15 protein-coding genes are annotated in these 22,399 nt (G+C 64.6%); 3 read left to right on the forward strand and 12 right to left on the reverse strand.

The genetic code is table 11. The features are described from left to right. Positions 1 to 87: 87 nt before the first annotated feature. On the forward strand, positions 88 to 1,575 hold the full coding sequence (gene thrC, locus CGZ88_RS02805; protein WP_101671020.1) for a threonine synthase: 1,488 nt from the start codon (positions 88 to 90) through the stop codon (positions 1,573 to 1,575). 253 nt (positions 1,576 to 1,828) lie between these two features. On the opposite strand, the gene CGZ88_RS02810 is transcribed toward thrC, so the two are convergent. From CGZ88_RS02810 to CGZ88_RS02820, 3 genes are all read right to left on the reverse strand, one after another. Next, positions 1,829 to 2,572, reverse strand: a complete 744-nt coding sequence (locus CGZ88_RS02810; RefSeq protein ID WP_269208408.1) for an HAD family hydrolase — start codon at positions 2,570 to 2,572, stop codon at positions 1,829 to 1,831. Between the two features lie 576 nt (positions 2,573 to 3,148). Continuing rightward, positions 3,149 to 4,930, reverse strand: coding sequence for a DNA repair protein RecN (locus CGZ88_RS02815; protein ID WP_026644364.1), 1,782 nt, complete (start codon positions 4,928 to 4,930; stop codon positions 3,149 to 3,151). A gap of 3 nt (positions 4,931 to 4,933) precedes the next feature. Then, entirely contained in the window at positions 4,934 to 5,983 is a 1,050-nt protein-coding gene (locus tag CGZ88_RS02820) for an NAD kinase (protein WP_081663855.1), read from the reverse strand. 725 nt (positions 5,984 to 6,708) lie between these two features. Here CGZ88_RS02820 and CGZ88_RS02825 point away from each other — a divergent pair. After that, positions 6,709 to 8,172 (forward strand): TrkH family potassium uptake protein, encoded by a 1,464-nt coding sequence (locus CGZ88_RS02825; RefSeq protein WP_026644365.1) that lies wholly within the window; start codon positions 6,709 to 6,711, stop codon positions 8,170 to 8,172. Positions 8,173 to 8,601: 429 nt separating this feature from the next. Beyond that, positions 8,602 to 9,252: a potassium channel family protein gene (locus tag CGZ88_RS02830; protein WP_026644366.1), complete on the forward strand. Its 651-nt coding sequence runs from the start codon at positions 8,602 to 8,604 to the stop codon at positions 9,250 to 9,252. A 499-nt stretch (positions 9,253 to 9,751) separates the two neighbouring features. On the opposite strand, the gene CGZ88_RS02835 is transcribed toward CGZ88_RS02830, so the two are convergent. The 9 genes from CGZ88_RS02835 to argF all read right to left on the reverse strand — a co-directional run bounded on the left by CGZ88_RS02835 (position 9,752) and on the right by argF (position 21,859). After that, positions 9,752 to 10,510: a TlyA family RNA methyltransferase gene (locus CGZ88_RS02835; protein ID WP_101671021.1), complete on the reverse strand. Its 759-nt coding sequence runs from the start codon at positions 10,508 to 10,510 to the stop codon at positions 9,752 to 9,754. Further along, the gene (locus CGZ88_RS02840; protein ID WP_026644368.1) at positions 10,500 to 11,567 is read right to left on the reverse strand and encodes an HAD-IIA family hydrolase; all 1,068 of its coding nucleotides are present in this window, start codon (positions 11,565 to 11,567) and stop codon (positions 10,500 to 10,502) included. Before CGZ88_RS02840 ends, CGZ88_RS02835 begins: the two co-directional genes overlap by 11 nt. A 7-nt stretch (positions 11,568 to 11,574) precedes the next feature. Continuing rightward, on the reverse strand, positions 11,575 to 13,371 hold the full coding sequence (locus CGZ88_RS02845) for a helicase (protein ID WP_101671022.1): 1,797 nt from the start codon (positions 13,369 to 13,371) through the stop codon (positions 11,575 to 11,577). A 116-nt stretch (positions 13,372 to 13,487) separates the two neighbouring features. Further along, positions 13,488 to 14,810 (reverse strand): tyrosine--tRNA ligase, encoded by a 1,323-nt coding sequence (tyrS, locus tag CGZ88_RS02850; RefSeq protein WP_101671023.1) that lies wholly within the window; start codon positions 14,808 to 14,810, stop codon positions 13,488 to 13,490. Between the two features lie 626 nt (positions 14,811 to 15,436). Next, on the reverse strand, positions 15,437 to 15,988 hold the full coding sequence (locus CGZ88_RS02855; protein ID WP_101671124.1) for an HD domain-containing protein: 552 nt from the start codon (positions 15,986 to 15,988) through the stop codon (positions 15,437 to 15,439). Between the two features lie 484 nt (positions 15,989 to 16,472). Next, complete coding sequence (gene argH / locus CGZ88_RS02860) at positions 16,473 to 18,014, reverse strand: argininosuccinate lyase (protein WP_081663856.1); 1,542 nt, start codon at positions 18,012 to 18,014, stop codon at positions 16,473 to 16,475. 626 nt (positions 18,015 to 18,640) lie between these two features. Then, positions 18,641 to 19,879, reverse strand: a complete 1,239-nt coding sequence (locus tag CGZ88_RS02865) for an argininosuccinate synthase (protein ID WP_026644372.1) — start codon at positions 19,877 to 19,879, stop codon at positions 18,641 to 18,643. 496 nt (positions 19,880 to 20,375) lie between these two features. Next, positions 20,376 to 20,894, reverse strand: a complete 519-nt coding sequence (locus tag CGZ88_RS02870) for an arginine repressor (protein ID WP_026644373.1) — start codon at positions 20,892 to 20,894, stop codon at positions 20,376 to 20,378. Beyond that, entirely contained in the window at positions 20,894 to 21,859 is a 966-nt protein-coding gene (gene argF, locus CGZ88_RS02875; protein ID WP_101671024.1) for an ornithine carbamoyltransferase, read from the reverse strand. Before argF ends, CGZ88_RS02870 begins: the two co-directional genes overlap by 1 nt. Positions 21,860 to 22,399: the final 540 nt, after the last annotated feature.

Here is a 22,399-nt window from a genome sequence, read left to right on the forward strand (position 1 = left end):
ACAGCGCGCCCGTGGCTTTCGTTGGTGAAGCCTATACTGAAAATCATCCACACACTGCCATCTTCCTACATTGTTAAGGACGGACGAGTGAACAAGTTCCACAGCACACGCAGCACGACCGACTCACTGACCTCGAAGCAGGCGATCCGCAAGGGCATCGCGGACGACGGAGGCCTGTTCGTCACCGACGAACTCGGCGAACGCCTCGTCCCCATCGACGATCTGGCCGGCAAGAGCTATCAGGACATCGCCTACGACGTGCTTTCCGTGCTCCTCGACGACTTCGGCGAGGACGAACTCAGGGAATGCATCGCAAAGGCCTACGGGCCGCAATGGTCGGACGGGCGCATCACGCCGGTCAGGCCGCTCGGCGAGGACTGGGTCATGGAACTGTTCCACGGCCCCACCTGCGCGTTCAAGGACGTCGCGTTGCAGATCCTGCCGCGCTTCATGGCGCGCACGACGCCGGCCGACGGCGACCCGGACGAGAAGATCATGATCGTCACGGCCACCTCCGGCGACACCGGCAAGGCCGCGCTCGCCGGCTTCGCCGACGCCGAGGGCACCGGCATCACCGTCTTCTACCCGCAGGGCCGCGTCAGCCGTGTGCAGGAACTCCAGATGACGACGCAGACGGGCGGCAACGTCAACGTGTGCGCGGTCGAAGGCAACTTCGACGACGCGCAGTCCACCGTCAAGAAGATCTTCGGCAACAAGGAGCTCGCCGCGCGCCTCGAAAGGGACGCGCACGTCGTGCTCTCGTCGGCCAACTCGATCAACGTCGGCCGCCTCGTGCCACAGGTCGTCTACTACTTCTCCGCGTACGCGCAGCTGCTCGAGGCCGGCGCGATCAAGGTCGGCGACGCGGTCGACTTCGTCGTGCCGACCGGCAACTTCGGCGACGTGCTCGCCGGCTACTACGCGAAGATGCTCGGCCTGCCCGTGCGCCAGCTCGTCGTCGCCTCCGACAGGAACAACGTGCTCTTCGACTTCCTGACGACCGGCACCTACAACCGCAAGCGCCCGTTCTACGAGACGATCTCGCCGTCGATGGACATCCTCGTCTCCTCGAACCTCGAACGCATGCTCTACTACATGAGCGAGAAGGACCCGCGCCTGACCGCCTACCTGATGAACGACCTTAACGAATGGGGCGCCTTCGAAGTGCCGCCGGAGCTGCTCATCCAGATCCGCCGCCTGTTCGCCACCGGTTGGGCCGACGAGGACCAGGTGCGCCAGATGATCGCCGAATGCTGGGACGAACACGGCTACGTGCTCGACCCGCACACCGCCTGCGGCTACTTCGTCATGAACCAGATGCCCGCCGAAGCCGGCGTGCCGCGCGTGCTGCTGAGCACCGCCAGCCCGTACAAGTTCCCGCGCGTCGTCAACGAGGCGCTCGGCCTCAAGCACGACGGTACCGACTTCGAATGCATGGACGAACTGAGCGAGAAGACCGGCACCGAGATTCCCACGATGCTGCGCGCCCTCGAAACCGCCGATGTGCGCTTCCGCGACTGCGTCGAGATCTCCGACATGGGCCACTACGTCGAACAAAGCGCCGACCGGCTCTGACGGGCGCCGCCCTTGACCTGAGAACGCCCGCAGTCCCCGACTGCGGGCGTTCTTCATCGTTACGGGCAGCACGTCGTTACGGGCAGCACATCGTTACGGGCAGCACGTCGTTACGGGCAGCACATCGTTACGGGCAGCACATCGTTACGGGCAGCACATCGTTACGGGCAGCACATCGCTACGGAACGCACGTCGCTACCGGTAGCGACGACAGCCGATGCCGCTACCGGTAGCACTCCCCTTTCATCGAATTTCAACGCAGCCGGCGCGGCGCGTCATCGAAATCGAACAGTACGCCGTCGGCGAGCGCGCAGATGCGCGCCCAAGCATGATCCGACGAGTCGTCATGCACGGCCCACACCTGCATCCCCACCGACTTCGCCGACCGCATACCGGCGAACAAATCCTCGAACACCGTGCAATGCCGTGGATCGACGCCGACCTTCTTCGCCGCCAGCAGATATACGTCCGGATGCTCCTTGCCCCGATCGCCCGCATCGTCCACGCCGACGACGGCGTCGAACAAATCGATCATCCCCGCATGACTCAGCGCAGGCGTCCGCAGATTCGGCAGCATCGTCGTGGCGACGGCGAGTTTTGCGCCGCTGTCCTTGAGCGCACGCAGATATTCGACGGCATGCGGCTTCGGCTCGACGATTTGCGCGTACATCCCCTCCGCCATGGCGTTCCACTCGTCGACGAGCGCCTGCGGCGTGTCGTGCAACCCGAAACGCTCGATGGTGTATTCGGCGATCTCCATGAACTGCATGGCGCTCACCTTCGCCATGTAGTCGTCGGGAACCGCGATGCCGCGTTTGGCGAGGAACTCCTCATCGATCCGATCCCACACGCCCATCGAATCGAGCAGCGTCCCGTCCAGGTCGAAGATCGCGGCGCGTCCCGAATTGTCGACGACGCCGTCGCCATCGTCGACGTTGATGCCGCTACCGGTAGCGACGTTGCCCGCCGACGTGCCTCCCATAGGAATCGTGCCCATGCTCTTCTTCTCCTTTTACTGATTTACTGACTCACTGACTCACTGATTCACTGATTTGTTGATTCACTGATTTGTTGACGTCCTTTTCTGACTGTCGTCGTTCGTTTTGCGCTTGTCATCACGCTACCGGTAGCAGCACGACCACGCGTAACGACGACCGTTAGCGGCAGCAACTACTGCTACCGGTAGCAGCGTCCGCTACCTGTAACGCGCATCGCTACCGGTAGCGGCGAACGTCGCCGTCAGCGTTCGCCACCCGTAACGACGATTGCGTCACGCGGCAGACGGCTACCGGTAGCAGTCGCCGCCCGTAACTGATGTTGGCCGCCCGTAGCACAGCATGACTGCCCGTAATCAACGATCACTACCGGTAGCAGCCACTGCCCGTAGCAACGGCCACTCCTGATTGGCGACGACTTCCTGTAATCAATGACGACTGCTCACAGCAGCTGCTGCCCGTAATCAACACGATGACTACCCGTAACGATCACAACGACGACTACCTGTAGCGCTACCCGTAGCACTACCCGTAGCGAGACATGGGACACGAAACACACGCGACGGCGGCGCTCACAGTCAGGTCAGACGGGAGGCTGCCAGGAGTTCCCTGGCGTGTTCGAGGGAGGTGGGGGTCGTGCTGCCATCGAGCATGCGCGCGATCTCCTCGGTGCGCGCATCGCCGATGACCTCGCGCACATGCGTGCTCACGACGCCGTCGCCGTCCTCGCTTTTGCCGACGACGAACTGGCTGTCGGCCCACGACGCGACCTGCGGCAGATGCGTCACGACGATCACCTGCGCATGCCGCGCAAGCCGCGCAAGCCTTCTGCCGAGCTCGACCGCGGCCTTGCCGCCCACGCCGGCGTCGACCTCGTCGAAGATGAAGGTCATCGACGGAACCGTGTCATCCGCGGCACCATCCGCACTACCCGTACCATCATCAGCGCTACCCGTACCACTCTCCGCACCGTCCGTCTCGCCGGACGCGCGTTCGCCGGCGCATGACAGCTCAAGCGCGAGCATGAGACGGCTGAGTTCGCCGCCGGACGCGCTTTTGCCCATCGCGAGCGCCGGCGATCCCTTGAACGGCGTGAACAGGAATTCGACGTCGTCGCCGCCGTTCGCGTCGAGCGCGTCGGCGCCGTCGCGCGCATGCACGTCGATCGTCAGTGATGCGCCGGCCATCGCAAGCTGCGCGAGTTCGCCGTCGACGTCCTTCGACAGTCGTTTCGCGGCGCGCTCGCGCGTCTTCGTCAACACGACGGCCGCCTTGCGTGCGGCGTCGAGGCAGCGTTCGCGTTCCGCCGTGAGCTCACCGAGCTTTTCGGGAGACGCGTCGAGATCCTCCACGTCGAAACGCGCCTTGTCGCGCCATGCGATGACGTCGTCGAGCGTCGGCCCCCATCGGCGCGTGAGCTCGTCGAGTTCGTGGATGCGCCCGTTGATCGTGTCGAGGTCCTCCCCCGACTCGTCGAGGTCGAGCTGCTGCGACAACGTGAACGAGATGTCCTCGAGTTCCGCCTGCAGCGAATCGAGACGGTCAGCGCACTGTTCGAACACGCCGCCCAGGCGGATGTTGCGCAGCGCCTGCGACGCGTAGCGGACAAGCTCGTCGGCGCCGCGGTAGTCGTCGCCGTCGCCCTGTGCGGAGTCGAGCGCCGCGAGCGCGCCGGCGACGCCCGCGTTGATCTGCGCGGCGTGTTCGATGCGTTCGCGTTGGCCTTTGAGTTCCTCGAGTTCGCCCGGCTGCGGGTCGACGCGGTCGATGCGCGCAATCGATTCGCGCAGATAGTCCGCCTGCTGACGCATCGACGATTCCTGCGAGCTGAGTCTGCGCAGACGGTCGTCAATTTCGCGGTACGTGTTCCACGCCTTCGCGTAGGTGCGCCGCTGCCTGCCGTTGTCCGCGCAGCGGTCGAGGAACTCGCGTTGCCTCGCCGGCGATGCGAGGCGCAGCTGGTCGCTTTGCCCATGGATGGTGATGAGTTCCGCCGCGAGCGATGCGAGCACCGATTTCGGCACCGTCCTGCCGCACAGGACGGCGCGCGAACGTCCCGACGCGGGCACCGTGCGCGACACGAAGACCTCCCCGTCGTCGGCCGCCGCGCCCGCCTGTTCGGCGATTGTGAGCGCTGCGTCGCCGTCGTTGACGAGGAAGATGCCCTGCGCCCACGCCTGCTTCGCGCCCGCGGAGACACGGCCGGCGTCGGCGGCGCCTCCGGAGATGAGCCTGATCGCGCTGAGCAGCATCGATTTGCCGGCACCGGTCTCGCCGGTGATCGATGTCATGCCGCGCGCGGGAACGAGCTTCGCTTCCCTGATCGGTCCGAGATCACGCAGTTCGAGTTCTTCGAGCACCTGTCACCGTTCCTGTTCCGTCGAGGCGCCGGTCGCTGATGCGCCGTTCGTCGATGCTGCATCGTTCGTCGACGCATCGCCCGTCGTTGCCATGTCCGCGTTTTCGGGATCGTCGAAATCGCCCTGCCCGCGCAGCGACGTGTCGACGCGCGCGCCGCCCGCCGGATGCAGGTCGCGCCACCCGACGACCGGAAGGTTGAACTTCGTGACGAGTCGACTCGTGAACGGCGCGTCGGACAGCCGCGCCAGACGCAGCCGTCCGGACGACTGGCGGATATCGACGCGCGCGCCGCGCGGCAGCGGCCGCTGGCGGCGTCCGTCGCAGCAGATCCAGCCGTCGGATGTCGAATCGTCGTCGATGCGGATGGAGAACGTCGAATCCGAGCCGATGACGATCGGCCGGGAGAACAGCGCGTGCGCCGCGAGCGGCACGAGCAGCAGCGCCTCCACCGTCGGCCAGATGATCGGGCCGCCCGCGGAGAACGCATACGCGGTCGAGCCGGTCGGCGTGGAGACGATGATGCCGTCGCAGCCGAAGGAGCTCATTGCCACACCGTCGACGGCGATCGACAGCTCGACCATCTTGCCGCGGTCGGCGCGTTCGATCGTGATGTCGTTGAGCGCCCAGTCGCCGAGCGGCTCCTGCGCGCCGGGCAGCCACACGTCCACATGCGCGATCATGCGTTCGTCGATTGTGTAGTCGTGCACGGCGATGCGGTGGATCGCCTCATGGATCTGGAAGCTCTCAAACTCGGCGAGGAAGCCGACATGGCCCATGTTGATGCCGAGGATGGGCACGTCCGTGCAGGTGACGAGTTCGGCGGCGCGCAGGATCGTGCCGTCGCCGCCGAGCACGAGCACGATCTCGGTGTCCGGGGCGACCTTCGGCGACGGCGAACCGAAGTCGGGCGCCTCCGTGTTGTCGATGACGGCGACGTCGAATCCCTCGTCTCGCAGCTGCGCGATCGCGTTCTCGACGACCGCGCTGCGCCGGAGCCTTTCGTGGGTCACGACGACGACATGGCGCGACCCTCTCGTTTCCGCTGCCTGCATGGACACCCCTTTACGCATGATGTTTCCCCTCACAGTGTAATGGACGCTGTGCCGTGCGCGACAGGAACGCGACGGTCGCCGCCGCTGGGTGCGCCGTCGCCGCACGCGTCGTTAAGGGCAGCACCTCGTTACGGGCAGCATCGTCATGACGTCGCTACGGGCTGCACCTCGTTACGGGTAGTCGCATCGCCGCGGCATCGTTACGGGCGGCAGCATCGCCCCGCCATCGTTACGGGCTGCCGCATCGTTACGGGCAGCATCATCGCCACGGGTGGCATCGTTGCTACGGGCAGCGGCATCCTTACGGGCAGCCGTCGCTCATTACGGGTTGCACGCGGCCATCACGAGACTCGAGATATTCGAGATCACGTGCATCCCGTAAGACGACACGACATACGATGCGCATCCCGTAAGGCAGCGCGCATCCCCTAAAGCAACGCGCAGCGTGCATCCCGTAAACGATGTGCGTCCCGTAGAGAATCACGCGCATCACATAAAACAACGTACGTCCCGTAAGACAACATACGATGTGCAGTTCGTAGGCAATCCACATCCCGTAAGACGACACACGACGTATGTCCCGTAAGGCGACGCGCAACCCGTAGCGACGTCGGGGCGGGCTTGCGCACGTCGGACAAAAAGCACGCGCGAGTGGGCGAAACGTCGCCGACCCATCTACAATGGCAGCGTATCGACAACACGGATGGCGACCAATCGGAGGCAGCATGGCCAATCTCCTGTTCGACGAATCGGCGTCGAACAGCGACGCGTCGAAGGGATACGCCTGGTGGTTCTCCGGCGACACCTTCGAACAAGCAGCCGCTAACGAACGCCGTCCACTCAAACGTTCGCTCTCCTACCGGCTCAATTCGCATCCGGGACGACTGACGATCCTCTACTTCCTGCTGCTCATCAGCGTCTCGACGGGGTTGCTGCTGCTGCCGATAGCCACGCAGCCGGGCGAGAAGACCGAATTCTCCACGGCGTTCTTCACGGCGGTGTCCGCGCTGTCCACCTGCGGAATCTCGATCGTGAACACCACGACGCACTGGACGTACTTCGGGCAGGCCGTGCTCATCTTCTCGGTGCAGCTCGGCGGCCTCGGCGTCATGACCTTCGCGTCGCTCATCGCGCTCGCGGTCAACCATCACCTCAAGGCGATACAGCGTCTGCTCACGGCGAACGAACTCGGCACGAACAAGCTCAGCGAGATCCGCGGCGTCCTGACCGTCGTCCTCACAACGACCTTCGTCATCGAGCTCGTCACGTTCATCGCCCTGTTCCCCGGCCTGTTCCACGTCAACAAAGGCGACGTCGGCAGCACGTTGTGGGAATCGCTCTTCTTCGCCGTGATGGCGTACAACAACGCCGGTTTCACGCCCGACGGCGCCGGCCTGTACGTCGACAACTGGGCGGTCGGCATGCCGATCATGCTCTCCGCGTTCTGCGGCACCCTCGGTTTCCCCGTCATCCTCAACATCTACCGCACGGCGCGCCGCCACCAGAGTCCGAAACGGTGGAGCCTGCATACGAAGATCACGCTCGTGACGACCTTCGCGATCGTGTTCGCGTCCCTCATCTGGTTCCTCACGGTCGAATGGGACAATCCGGCGCTGTTCAAGTACGCCGACGTCGAAACGCGCATGCGGCGTGCGATGGTCGCCGCCGTCATGCCGCGTTCGAGCGGCTTCGACCTGTCCTGGGTGCCGCAGGTGAGCGAGGCGACGAAGGTGTTCATGAGCGTCGTCATGTTCATCGGCGGCGGAAGCACGTCGACGGCCGGCGGCATCCGCGTGACGACCTTCGCCGTCATCCTGCTCGTGTGCAAGGCCGCGTTCACCGGGCACAGCGACGTCACCGCGTTCAAACGGCGCATCCATACGCACGTCGTCATGACGGCGGTGAGCATCACGACCGCCTGCTTCGCGCTCGTGCTCGTCGCCTCGATGGCGCTCATGCTCATCACCGACGCGTCGTTCAGCCACGCGATGTTCGACGCGTGCTCCGCGTTCGGTCTGGGCGGATATTCGGTGGGCGTCGCAAACGTGGACGACCCGGCCGCCCTGTATATCCTCGCCGCGACGATGATCGTCGGACGCATGGGACCGATGACGCTCGCCTACGCCGTGAGCCGCCCCCGTCAAAGCGAGGTCGTGCGCTACCCCACCGACCAGATCGTCGTCGGCTGACCGAGTTTTTCGATTTCTCTTTCCTCGCACTGCGCGCGTTCTTCGCGTTTCCCTCGCCTCACCGTTGCTTACGGGCGGCACGCGCGCCGCGCCCGCTTACGGGAAGCACCTGCCGCATTTGCTTACGGGAGGTATCGATTACGGGCAGCACATCGCTACGGGTAGCACATTGACTACGGGCAGCATCGCAACGTCGTCTGCAGACGACGGCCACATGCACGCGGATGGCGTCCTGATCATCGTTACGGGACGCACATCGTTACGGGCAGCGCAACGCTACCGGCAGCACATCGTTATCGGCAGCGCATCGTTACCGGATGCACATCGTTACGGGTAGCATGCTGTAGCGGAACACAAAACGGATGCGCGGGCAACTCGCCGCCGACGTATCGACTACCGGTAGCACCCACAAATCCAGAGGAGGTCACAATGGCAGATAATCGCAGCGTGCTCGTCGTGGGACTCGGCCGTTTCGGCAGCGCGGTCGCCACGACGCTCGACGAGATGGGACAGGACGTGCTCGCCGTCGACAAGGACGCCGAACTCGTCAACCGCTGGTCCGCGCAGATCCCCACGGTCCAGGCGGACATGACCGACGTCCTCGCGCTCGAGCAGCTCAACGCCGCGGACTTCGACATCGCCGTCGTCGCGATCGGCGACAGCGTCGAGGCATCCGTCATCACCGCAGGCAATCTGCTCGACGCAGGCATCTCCGACATCTGGGCGAAATCGGTGTCCAAGGAACACGCGCGCATCCTGCAGCGCATCGGCGCGCGTCACATCATCAATGCGGAAACCGACGCCGGCAAACGCGTCGGCCATCTCGTCTCCGGCAACTACCTCGACTACATCGAGCTCGAAGGCGCCTACAACGTCGTCAAAATCCACACGCCGTCCCAGTTCGTCGGCTATACGATCGGCGACGCGAAGATCCACGACCGTTACGGCATCACGATTGTCGGCGTCAAATCGCCGGGACATGAGTTCCAGTACGCCTCCAACGACCTCGAGCTGCGCCGCAACGACGAACTCATCATCATGGGCAAGCAGGACCAGATCGACCACTTCATCCGCGGCTGACCTTACCGGTAGCACACCGCGCTTGTCTCGATGAGCGATCTTGGGGTGCCGCCGAGTGCAGTTGCGCTTGCGGGTGGCACGTTCATGCGCAGCCCGTAAGCGCAGACTTGCGTCGTGCCTACGGGCTGCGTTTTCTTATGGGTTGCTGCATTCTCTTACGGGCAATCTTTTCTTACGGGTTGTACCCTCTTACGGGCAGCGCGTGCTTGGAGCGGACACATGCTTGGAGCGGCGCGTGCCTACGGGTAGCGTTTGCTTACGGACAGCATGCTACCTGTAACGATGTGCATCCCGTAACGTTGCACTACCCGTAGCAAAAGTGCTGCCGATAGAGATGCTACCCATAACGCAACGCACTACCCGTAAGCAAAACGCGCTGCCCGTAGCGCGTCACCCTAAGCATGTGCCCCGCTGAGCGTGCGCTGCCCGTAAGAGAGTGCATCCCGTAAACAAAAAAGCGCTGCCCGTAAGACAGCGCTCGGATACGTACGTCGCGGAATCACGGCATTCGCGCGTAGAGCAGGTACTCCAGATTGCCGTGGGTGCCTTCGATCGGCGATGGGGAGGTCGCCACGACGTGCAGGTCGCAGGCGCGCGCGCATTCGACGACGTGATCGAGGGCGGCGCGCCGCTTCGCCGGGTCGGTGACGATGCCGTGTTTGCCGAGACCTTCGCGTCCCACTTCGAACTGCGGCTTGACGAGCAGCACGATCTGCGCCCCCGGCGCCGCGATCCGCGCTACGACCGGCAGCACATAGGTCAGCGAGATGAAGGAGACGTCGGAGACGATCATCTGCGGGCGGTACGGCAAATCGTCGGCGTCGACGTCGCGGATGTTGACGCCGCTCATCTCGATGACGCGCGCGTCCGAGGCGATCCTCGGATCGAGCTGCCCATGGCCGACGTCCAACGCGATCACATGACGCGCTCCCCCACGCAGCAGCACGTCGCAGAACCCGCCCGTCGACGCGCCGATGTCGAGGCAGTCGAGCCCCTCGGGACCCGTCAGCCCTTCGGCGGCGAAGACATCGAAGGCGCCCAGCAGCTTGTATGCGCCGCGCGACACGTAGTCGTCGGCGCCACGCACCTCGATATGCGCGTGCGCGCCCACCTTCGTCGATACCTTGCGCGCCTGCACGCCGTCGACGTACACGTGGCCGTCGTCGACGAGCCGGCGCGCCTTGGCGCGCGAAGACGCCAACGCGCGCGCAGTCAGCACGACGTCAAGCCGTTCGTCCGCGCCCACGTCACGCCCCATCGACGTCGAAGGAGAACGAGGGCAGCATCACGCCATCCAAGTCGACGCCGTCGTCGCGCAACGCCCAGCCGAGCGCGCACGCCGCACGCAGCGCGTCGACGCTCGTCACATCATCGACGGCGATCGCGTCGTCGGCGAACCACGCCTTCGCGTCACGGCAGCGGAACACGTCGCCGCGCACGCCGCCGCCGCGCTCGCAGGTGACGGCCGGCTGCGCCTCGTTGAGTCCGCGCAGATCGAGCGACACATAGGTCGGCCGCAGCTCCTTCGGCGCGCGGATGAGCAGATCCGGATCGGTGACGCCGGTGAGCACGAGCAGCGAATCGTAGCCGCCGCGGTTGCCGGCTTCGATGTCCGTGTCGAGACGGTCGCCGATGGCGAGGCTGTCGGTAACCGAGACCATGCCCTCGCCGTCGTGTGCGGCGAGCATGCGCGCCTCGTCGTACATCGCCGGCTCCGGCTTGCCCGCCGACGCGACCGGCCCGACACCCGTCGCGTTGACGACGGCCTGGATCATCGAGCCGCAGCCGGGCGCCACGCCGTGTTCGCGCGGAATCGTTAGATCACGGTTCGTCACAAAGTAGCGTGCGCCGCGTTCGACGGCGAACGACGCCTCGGCGAGCTGCTGCCATGTCATCTGCGGATACCAGCCCTGCACGACGGCGGTGGGCGCGGCGCCCGCGTCGTCCACGCCGGCGTCGACGATGCGCAGTCCCGCCTTGCGCACCTCGTCGCGCAGATGGTCGGCGCCGACGACGAACACGTCGGCACCCTCCTCGACATGCCGTGCGACCATGCGCGCCGCGACGACGGACGACGTGATCACCTGCCACGCGTCGACGTCAAGTCCGAAGCCGCGCAGCTGTTCGGCGACCGTTTCCTGCATGCGCGACGAATTGTTCGTCGTGTATTCGATCGTCATGCCGCGGCCTTCGGCGTCACGGATGGCGTCGGCGGCGTGTGCAACCGGCTTCTTGCCGTAGTAGACGACGCCGTCGAGGTCGAGCAGGGCGAGACGGTAGCGCCGCGACAACGGCGTGTTCGTTGGTTTCAGCACGCCGCGCTCACTCCGTTTCGCTCTTGAGCTGCTCTTCGTAGTCGCCGACCTCGACGTCCTCCTCGTCCGTGTCGTCCTCGGCGTCGGTCAGATCGGGGTCGCCCATCACGCCTTCCTCGTCGCGGCGCGTGTTGCGTTCCTGCATCTGGGCGGGTTCGATGTCCATTTCGGCGCCGGCGCACTGCTCCTCCTCGGGGATGCGCGTCTCGTCGTCCATGTTGACGCCGTCCTCGTCGTCCAGCGGCGCGTACTGCGCATCGTCGGGCGTCACGCCGAGCTTCGCCTGCAGATCCTCCGGAAGATCCTCGACGTCGTAGTCGACGACGAAATCGTCGCTCGTCTCGTCCTCGTCTACGTCGGCGTAGCGCGCCTCGAGATCGTCGATGAGTTCGTCGAGCGCGACGGCCTCGTCATCACGTCCGGCCTTCGTCAGGAAGTACTGTTCGGCCTGCGCGGCGCGCATGCGGTATTCGCCGGCGAGTCCCTTGGCGTGCACGAGCTTGGAGACGACCTCGATCGCCTGATTGACCATGCCCATGTCGTTGAGCGCGCCTGCGTAGACGAGGAACATCTCCGCCTTCGCCTCGCCGGTGAGCTGCTTGGCGTTGTCGGACAGCGCGATCTCGACGGCCTTCTTCGGCTTGCCCAGTCCGCGCTCGCAGTCGGCCATGAACGGCAGGTAGTCGAGGTAGCCGTTCATGCGGAACGCCGTCTGGAATTCGCGCAGCGCGAGCTTGTAGTCGCCCTGACGGTAGGCGACCATCGCAAGCGTCTCGCGGGCGATGTCGACGCGCGACGCCTGCTTGGCGGCCCACTTGGCATGCGCGAGCGCCGCCTGCGGGTCGTTCGCCTCGAGCGTGTACGCGGCGAGGATGTGCAGACCGATGTTCTCGGCATGCTCCTTCGCAAGTCCGCGCAGACGTTCGCGCTCATCCTTGCTCAGCATGCTCCATTCGAGGCCCTTGGGCATGACCGGCTCGCCCGGACGGCGGTCCGTGTACGGGTTCTGCGACGGGAAGCTGACGGTGCCGTCCGAGTTCCTGCGCGAGTGCGACATGTATTCGGCGCGCTTGCGCTCGTGGTGTGCCTGACGTTCGGCGCCGTCGTAGCGCGGGTTGCGACGATCGTTGCTGTTGCGGTCGCCACGATGGAAGTCGCGACGATCGTTGTTGTTGCGGCGGTCGTTGTCGCCACGACGGAAGTCACGACGGTCGTTGTTGTCGCCACGATGGAAGTCACGACGATCGCCGTTGTTGTTGCGACGATCGTTGTCGCCACGACGGAAATCGCGACGATCGCCGTTGCCGTTGCGCTCGCCGCGGTGGAAATCACGGTGACCGTTGTTGTCGTCACGGCGGAAGCTGCGACGCTGGCCGTCACCGTCACGACGGAAGTCACGACGGTCGTCGTCGCCGCGGCGGAAATCACGACGCTGACCGCCGTTGCCGCCACGATGGAAGCCGCGACGCTGACCGCCGCGCTCGTCGTCGCGCCCACGGAAACGATTGCCCGAACGCTGGCCGTCGTTGCCGTTGCCGTTGCGATGGAAACGACGCTGGCCGTCGCCGTCACGACGGAAGTCGCCGCCGCCTTCGCCGTCGCGGCGGAAATCATCATTCCTGCCGCCGCCGTTCGCGTTGCGGTGGAAGTTGCGTCCGCCGCCATTGCGGTCGCCGCGGCGGAAGTTCGAGCCGCCGCGCGAACGGAATCCGCCGCCGGAGCCGCGACGCTGGCCGCCGTTGCCCGATCCGTAGCGACGGTTGCCGCCCTGGGAATGATGCTGTGATCCGCGTTCGTCTGCCATGTTCGTACCTTTTCATTCAAGAGGCGGGCATGTGCGCCCGCCTCGTCCGTCATTGTCTTCCAGTGTAGCCAATCGGCGATGCCGATCCGTCGTTTCGGCTGTCGGTGTGCAAGAAATCAGCCGAGTTCGACGACGCCGAGCGCCTTCTTGCCGCGGCGCAGGATCGCGAAGCGTCCCTGCAGGAAATCGTCGCCGCCGAGCAGCTGCTCCTCATCCCCGACGCGCGCGTTGTTGAGGTACACGCCGCCGGACTTGATCGTCTTCCTCGCCTCGGAGATCGACTTGAACAGACCTGCCCGGACGCCGGCTTCGCTGATGCGGTCGCCGGCGGCGGCTTTCGCGAAGGCCTTGGCGCCGTTCTCGTCCTCGACTTTGAGTCCTTCGAGCGCGGCCTCGAGGATGTCCTCGCTGATTTCGGCCACGTCGCCGCCGCGGCCGAACAGCGCCGTGGAGGCCTCGATGGCCTGACGCGTCGCGTCGTCGCCGTGCACGAGGCTCGTGACCTCCCATGCGAGCGCGCGCTGCGCCTCGCGGGCGCCCGGGTTCGTCTCGGTGGCTTCGAGCAGCTCCTCGATGCGCGCCTTCGGCAGGAACGTGAAGGCCTTGAGCAGGCTCTCCATCTCGGCGTCCGGACGGTTGACCCAGAACTGGTAGAACTTGTAGGGGCTGAGCATCGAGGCGTCGAGCCAGACGGCGTTGCCTTCGGACTTGCCGAACTTCTTGCCGGTCGCGTCGGTGATGATCGGGCTGGCCATGACGTTGACGTTGACGCCGCGCACCTTGTGGATGAGGTCGAGTCCGGATGTGAGGTTGCCCCACTGGTCGGAGCCACCAAGCTCGAGGACGCAGTCGAAATGGTCGTACAGGTGCAGGAAATCATTGCCCTGCAGCACCTGATAGCTGAATTCGGTGAAGGAGATGCCCTCCTCCGAGTTGAGACGGCGAGCGACGATGTCCTTCGACAGCATCGTGCCGACGCGGAAGTTCTTGCCGACGTCGCGCAGGAAGTCGAGCACGTTCATCGTCGCGGTCCAGTCGTAGTTGGACACGAAGGTCACGGCGTTGTCGCCCTCCTGCACGAGGATGTCGCCGATCTGGATGCGCAGACGCTCGCACCACTGTTCGACGACGTCCTTCGGGTTGAGGATGCGTTCGCCGGACTGACGCGGATCGCCGATAAGGCCGGTGGCGCCGCCGACGAGGGCGATTGGATGATGTCCGGCCTCCTGCAGGTGGCGCATGATGATGAGCTGCACAAGATTGCCGATGTGCAGCGACGGCGCTGTCGGGTCGAAGCCGCAGTAATAATGGATGGGCTCCCCGTTCAATGTCTCGGCGAGTCGATCCCTGTCGGTGGATTGCGAGATCAACCCGCGCCATTGCAATTCATCGAGCACGGAGTCGAATCCGGCTTCCTTGAAATCGATGACGTGAGCCATGCCAAACATCTCCTTGTGAATTTTTCGAACGTGTTCCCCCGACCTGCTCCCGGCGCGGGCAAACATTGTCAGTGTGTCACACCTCGCCGACACTGCCCAGACAGCCCCGGCGCTCCCCGAACGGCCGTACGAGCGACGACCAAACGACAACCCGACGACGCTCTGCGCCCGCCCTTCCCTTACAGGCTGCACTTGCTACGGGCAGCACATTCTTACGGGCTGCACGTTCTTACGAGAGGCATCCTCTTACGGGAGGCACCTCCTGCGCGAGACTACTGGAAGCATCCCGTACGTTACGGGGAGCACACCGCCGATCGTTATGGACAGCACCGCACTCTCTGGCGCCGTCACGTTCTTACGGGCAGCACTCCTCTTTTACGGGCAGCACCTGCACCCGGGTCGTTGCCGACGTCATCAAGCAACGGGCAGCTCGTTCTTACAGGTCGCACTCCTCTTACGGGAAGCACTGCGTAGCGACGCACTTCAGCGCTCATCTCTCCTCATCGTCAACGCTACGGGCGGCATCTTCTCCTGTTTTCTTCCTCTTACCGGCAGCCATCCGAATCGTCACCGCACGCCGCAGTCATCGGGACGACCGCCACCTCCTCAACGTCATCGTTCTCGCCTTACCGGCGGCACCGCTCCCCCACCTGTTCGTGCTTACGGGCGGCACGCGTACGCCGCACACGCCGCAGTCGCGACGCAATCGTCTCCTGAACGGCGCTCACCGTGTCGGCGACGTTGACGATGACTCCCTCGAGATATCGCGGCGGCACCGGCGTCAGCGGAAACATGTGCGTGCGAATACTGTTCAAGACGACGTCGTCGAGCTCGAAATCGGCGCGCGCGTTGGCTTCCGCGGTATACGGATGACGGAATCCGTGCAGCCGATGACTGCCGCCGTCATCGTCGTGCCAATCGTAAAGGAAGTAGTCGTGCAGCAATGCCGCCCGTACGAGCGCGCGCAGATCTACACAATTCCACAGGCGCAGCCGGTCGGCGATCCACACGCTCAGCGCTGCCACCCGTAACGAATGCCCATACGTCGTGACGTCGCCGTGTTGCAGGCTTCTCCTTTCGATCTCCATATGCTCGTGCTTCAGGATGTCCCGCCCATAATGACGCACTATGGTATCGATGCGCTCGCGACTCAGCACGTGATCTCCTTTGCAATCCATCCGCTTCGAGCCTTCCACTAAGACGGCCGCGTCGGCGCAGCCCGTAAGAGCGACAACCCATAGGATGCACTGCCCGCAAAGCATGCACGATGGCGATCGTGTGCCCGTGCGGGACGTCTTCGACACTGTTAAGGGATGCCACCCGTAACGACGACCACCCGTAAAAAGAAAGTGCCACCCATAACAACGGATGTTCGCAAGAGCGCCGCCGGTAACGATGACCGCCTATGCGAGACAACTGCCTGTAACGACGATTACCGTAACGACAACTACCCGTAACAATGGCCACTCGTGATGATGACTACTCGTAACAGCAACGGCTACCAGTAGCAACGACTGCCCGCAACAACAACGACCACTCGTAACGACGACAGCTACCCGCAACAACAACCACCCGTAAGAACGCGCACATGTCTGCGTGCAGACGGGAAGGGCGGCGCACTGTGGCACCGCCCCTGCTTTGGACGTCCCTCGACGGGGCGCGTCACTGCTTCTTCGTGAGGGAGCCTGCCGCCTTGTAGGCGATGCCGTCGCTCTTGATCTGGAACATGCCGTGCAGACGTTCGATCTGCGACTTCGCGGACATGATCTGTTCGCGCACACGCGTCGGCGCCGTGCCTCCCTTGCCGGCGCGCGCAGAGACGGACCCCTCGGTCGACAGCACCTCGCGCACCTTCACCGCCTGCTCCGGCGGCACGAAATCACGGAAGATCTCGATGAAATCGTCGTCGGACAGATCCCACAGCTCCTCGTGGCGGCTTTCGGCGAGCTTGACGCATGCGCCGGAAAGCTCATGCGCGTGGCGGAACGGGACGCCGTTCTTAACGAGCCACTCGGCGATATCGGTCGCGAGCGCGAAACCGGTCGGCGCCTCCTGTTCGAGACGCTGCGCGTTGAAACGCATCGTGCGCACCATGCCGGTGAACGCGGGCAGCAGCACTTCGAGCGTGTCGGTCTGGTCGAACACCGCCTCCTTGTCCTCCTGCAGGTCGCGCGCGTACGCGGTGGGCAGACCCTTGAGCGTCGCGAGCAGGCCAGTGAGGTCGCCGATGAGACGGCCAGCCTTGCCGCGCGCGAGTTCGGCGATGTCCGGGTTCTTCTTCTGCGGCATGATCGACGAGCCAGTGGAGTACGCGTCGTCGAGCGTGACGAAGCCGAACTCCTGCGTGTTCCAGATGATGATCTCCTCGGACAGTCGGGAGACGTCTACGCCGATCATCGCGGCGATGAACGAGTATTCGGCGACGAGGTCACGACTCGACGTGCCGTCGATCGAGTTTTCGGTGACCTTCGTGAAACCGAGTTCGCGCGCGACGGCCGTCGGCTCCAGCCCGAGCGTGTTGCCTGCGAGTGCGCCGGAGCCGTAGGGGCTCGCGTCGACGCGGCCGTCCCAGTCGATGAACCGTTCGACGTCGCGCAGCAGCGGCCACACGTGCGCCATGAGCTGATGCGCGAGCAGCACCGGCTGCGCGTGCTGCATATGCGTGCGACCCGGCATGACCGTGCGTCCCGCCGCCTTCGCCTGTTCGCACAGCGCGTCGGCGAGCGCGAGCACCTGCTTGGCGACGATGCGCGCATGGCGGCGCAGCCACATGCGGATGAGTGTCGCGATCTGGTCGTTGCGGGAACGGCCGGCGCGCAGCTTGCCGCCGAGTTCGTCGCCGGCGATGTCGATGAGTCCGCGTTCGAGCGCCGTCGCCTCGTCCTCGTCGTCCTCGATCGGCGCGAATTCGCCGCTGTCCACGCGGCGCTGCAGCTCGTCGAGCGCAGCTTCCATGCGCTGCAACTCGTCGGGGGTGAGCAGGCCCGCGCGGCCGAGCGCGCGTGCGTGGGCGCGCGATCCGGCGATGTCGTCGTCGGCGAGTCGCCAATCGAACTGCGTGGATTTGCTCAGCAGCGCGAGCTCCGGCGACGGACCGGAGGAGAAACGGCCTCCCCACAGCGCGAGATGCTCGCCCGACGGCTGCTGCGACGCGGCCGTCGTGGTCTCGATGTCGGTCGTTTCGACGATGTGTTCGTCACTCATGTTGTCTCCATGTCTTCTTTGTTGTCGCGTTCTTCTTGTTGTCGCGCCGACGACGTGCCGCGTCATGCGCACGTGTGCTACGGGTGGCGCGCGTCGCATCGCGCGCCTGTGCTTGCCGCCGATGCCCAATCCTACCGATATTCGAAGAAATCCGTCGTCGATTGTCAATCGTCGATCATCGATTATCGCGCGACCGTCAGGCGATGCAGGCGTTACGGGATGCATCATGGCGACCGATGCCACCCGTAAGCAGGATGCGCGTCGCCGCAACGATCATCGACGTCGCGCATTTTGGAATCGCCGAGCGATCACGGACGTGCCACCCGTAACGCATGAGTCGACAAAGGTCGACGAGGGTCGACGAAGAATGCGCTACCGGTAGGAGATGTGCCGCCCGTAAGCGAGCGACGACGTGCCGCCCGTAAGCGATGCACGGCATCAACGTGCCGCCCGTACGCGATGCACAAACGTCGACATACTCCCTGTAAGCGCACGTCGTCGCACTACCCGTAAGCGAACGCCGACGCATGTGCGAGGCACGTTTGCAAAAAGGGCGGGGAGACGCCCAGCACGGACGGCCGGACGTCTCCCCGCTCGAGGTGTGCGCGCAGACGGCGCGTGCGACGTCACTCGACGTCGTTGTCGGGAACCTCGATGCCGTTGCCGAACTTGACGTCGCGCGCGGCGGCGACCTTCGTCGGCAGACCGTAGATCTCGATGAAGCCGTTCGACGCGTTCTGGTCGAAGGTGTCGCCGGAATCGTAGGTCGCGAGGTTGTAGTCGTAGAGCGATTCCGCGGAACGACGGCCGACGACTACGGCGCGGCCGCCGTGCATGACCATGCGGATTTCGCCGGAGACATACTGCTGCGTGTCGTTGATGAACGCGTTGAGCGACTTGACGGCCGGCGAGAACCACTGCGCGTCGTAGACGAGCTCGGCCCAGCGCTTGTCGATGTCGCGCTTGATGCGGTGCTGCTCGCGTTCGAGGCACATGTTCTCGAGCTCCTGATGCGCGGTGATGAGCGCGATCGCGCCCGGCGCCTCGTACAGCTCGCGCGACTTGATCCCGACGAGACGGTCCTCGATGAGGTCGACGCGGCCGATGCCCTGCGCGCCGGCGCGGCGGTTCATCTCCTCGATTGCCTGCAGCGGGGTGACGTCGCGGCCGTCGATCTTGACTGGCACGCCCTGCTTGAATTCGATGACGACCTCGTCCTCGACCGGCGGGAAGTCGGGATCGTCGGTGTAGGAGTAGCAGTCCTTCGTCGGCGCGTTCCACGGATCCTCGAGGAAGCCGGTCTCGATGGCGCGGCCCCACACGTTCTGGTCGATCGAGAACGGGCTCTTCTCGGTCTGCACGATCGGCAGCTTGTGGTCGTTCGCGTAGGCGATTTCGACGTCGCGCGTCAGCGACAGGTCGCGGATCGGGCTGATGGCCTTGAGTTCGGGGTCGATCGACTGGATCGAGACCTCGAAGCGGACCTGGTCGTTGCCCTTGCCGGTGCAGCCGTGCGCGATCGTGTCGGCGCCGAACTGATGGGCGGCGCGCACGAGATGCTTCGTGATGAGCGGACGCGAGATCGCGGAGACGAGCGGGTACACGCCTTCATACATCGCGTTCGCCTTGAGCGCCTGCATGCAGTACTCGTTCGCGAATTCGTCGCGCGCGTCGACGATGTACGCCTCGACGGCGCCGCACGCGAGCGCGCGTTCCTTGATTGTCTCGAGGCTTTCGCCGCCCTGGCCGACGTCGAGTGAGACGGCGACGACGTCCTTGCCCGTGCGGTCCTTGAGGTACGGGATGGCGACCGAGGTGTCGAGACCACCGGAATACGCCAGCACAATGCGATTCTGTTCGCTCATGAGTTGACCTTTCTGTTCAGATATTCATAAGTATATACAGTCCTCTGTATAAATATTCATCCGTGTCCACCAACGGCGTCGTCATCGTCTCCCCTCGCTACCGGTAGCGGCAACGACGTGCCACCCGTAAGACGATGATGACAATGATGACGATGACGGCAGCGACGACGCGGTGTCGGGGACGCGATCCATCAGCGCGCCATCAACGTGAGCGTCGTCTTTCATGACCTTCGGCACATCTGGGATTCCGCGATGCACGACACACGGCGCACAGCGCACCCGTACGACAGGCGACACGCGACGTGCAACGGGCAGCGCATCCCGTAACACATGACGCACAGCGCGCTCCCCACCATGCACCTCCACACCGCACGGCATTTCCATACTGCGCGCTCTCGCCGCGCACAGCACAACAACAAAACAGCACAACAACAAAAAGGGAAGGCCGCGCGAGGCGCAGCCTTCCCTGAATCGGTTTCGTCACGGAGCGATCGACTCAGCTCTGCGTGGAGGCGACGTCGAGCAGCCACGCGGAGCGGCGTTCCGCCATCGTCTCGTCCACGCAGATGACGAGGACGGTGTCGTCGCCGGCGATCGTGCCGAGGACGCCGCCTATCGGATGCTTGTCGATGACGCTCGCGACATACTGCGCGGCGCCCGACGACGTGTGCACGACGATGAGGTTACGGGCGGAGGCCACGGACGTCACGAGGCCGGACAGGATGCGCGTCATCTGCTGCTGCGCGCGCTCGTCGCTGTCGACTCCGGTGGCGGGAATCGGCTGGTCGTCGATCGTGTACGCCACCTTGCCGTCGGGCAGCCGCGTCTTCGTCGCGTTCATCTCGTCGAGATCGCGGCTGAGCGTCGCCTGCGTCACCTCGATCCCCTGGTCGGCGAGAATCTCGGAAAGCTGCGACTGCGACGTGACCACATGGTCGGCGAGCGCCTGTTCGATCGCGTTGAGACGCGCGGCACGGCTGGCGGGACGCTGCAACGGCGTCGTCGAATCCGTCATCAGACAAGCAGGCTTTCGTCGCCGCGCTGCTTGCCAATGAGCCACGTCAGCAGCGCCTTCTGCGCATGCAGTCGGTTTTCGGCCTCGTCCCAGACCACCGACTGCGGACCGTCGATGACGGCGGCGGTCACCTCCTTGCCGCGGTAGGCGGGCAGGCAGTGCTGGAAAAGCGCATCGGGCTTCGCGAGCGCCATGAGCTCCTCGTTGACCTGATACGGCCAGAACGGCTTCGAGCGCACGGCGTACTGGTCCTCCTCGCCCATCGACACCCACGTGTCGGTGAAGACGCAGTCCGCGTCACGCACCGCCTCCTTCGGATCGGTGGTCACGAGGATGCTGCCGCCCGTAGTGGCGGCGATCGCCTCGGCGTCCTGCACGACGGCGTCGTCGGGGAGGAATCCGTTGGGCCCCGCCACCCGTACGTGCATGCCGGCGACGGCACCCGCGAGCAGGTAGGAGTTGGACATGTTGTTCGCCGCGTCGCCGAGGTAGGCGATCGTCATGCCTTCGAGCGCGTCCACGCCGCCTTTGAACTGCGCGATCGTCAGGAAGTCGGCGAGCACCTGGCACGGGTGGAATTCATCGGTGAGGGCGTTGACGACCGGCACCGTCGCGACGCGCGCCATCTCCTCAATGCGCGACTGTTCGAAGGTGCGCCACACGAGCGCGTACGCCATGCGCGTGAGCACTTCGGTGGTGTCGGAGATCGGCTCGCCGCGGCCGAGCTGGGAGCCCGACTTGTCGATGACGAGGGGGTAGCCGCCGAGTTCGGCGACACCGATCGAGAAGCTGGAGCGCGTGCGCGTGCTCGGCTTGTCGAAGAGCACGGCGACGCCCTGCGGTCCCTCGAACGGGCGGTGGTAGAACCTGTTCTCGCGGAACTTCATGCCGAGTTCGAGGATCTGCTTCTGCTCGTCATGGTTGACGTCGTCGTCGCGCAGCATGTGACGGAGCTGTCCCATGATGGCCTCCTTTTGTGCTTGTTGTGTTGTGGTTGGTGGGTTGATGGAGTGGGTGTAGTCGGTGTAGTCGGTGTAGTCGGTGTTGGTTGGGTCGGTTGGGTCGGGTTCGCCGTTACAGGTCGTACGCTACGGGTGGCCGCTCTCACGGTAGTGATATTACGGGCAGTCGTGCTACGGGCGGCGCGATCGTCTCAGGCGCATGCATCGCCGACGTCGTTACGGGAAGCACGACCCGTCAACGGAATGCCGACGATGCCGCGCGGCATCACCTCCGTATCCACCCGCCTGAGACGGCGAACGTGTGCCGATGGACGTGCCACCCGTAACGATGACTGCCCGTAAGTGCGCGCACATCCCGTAAGAAGATGTGCTACCCGTAAGCGGACATGCGTCCCGTAAGCAACGTGCCACCCGTAAGCGAACGCGACTGCCGTAGAACGACGTGCATCCCGTAAATGGAAGTGCTACCCGTAAGCGATTGCGCATCCCGTAAGCAGACACACATCCCGTAAGCGGACGTGCCACCCGTAACGGCGACAGGAA

Origin of the sequence: Bifidobacterium anseris, from assembly GCF_002860345.1 — a bacterium.
Lineage (GTDB): Bacteria > Actinomycetota > Actinomycetes > Actinomycetales > Bifidobacteriaceae > Bifidobacterium > Bifidobacterium anseris.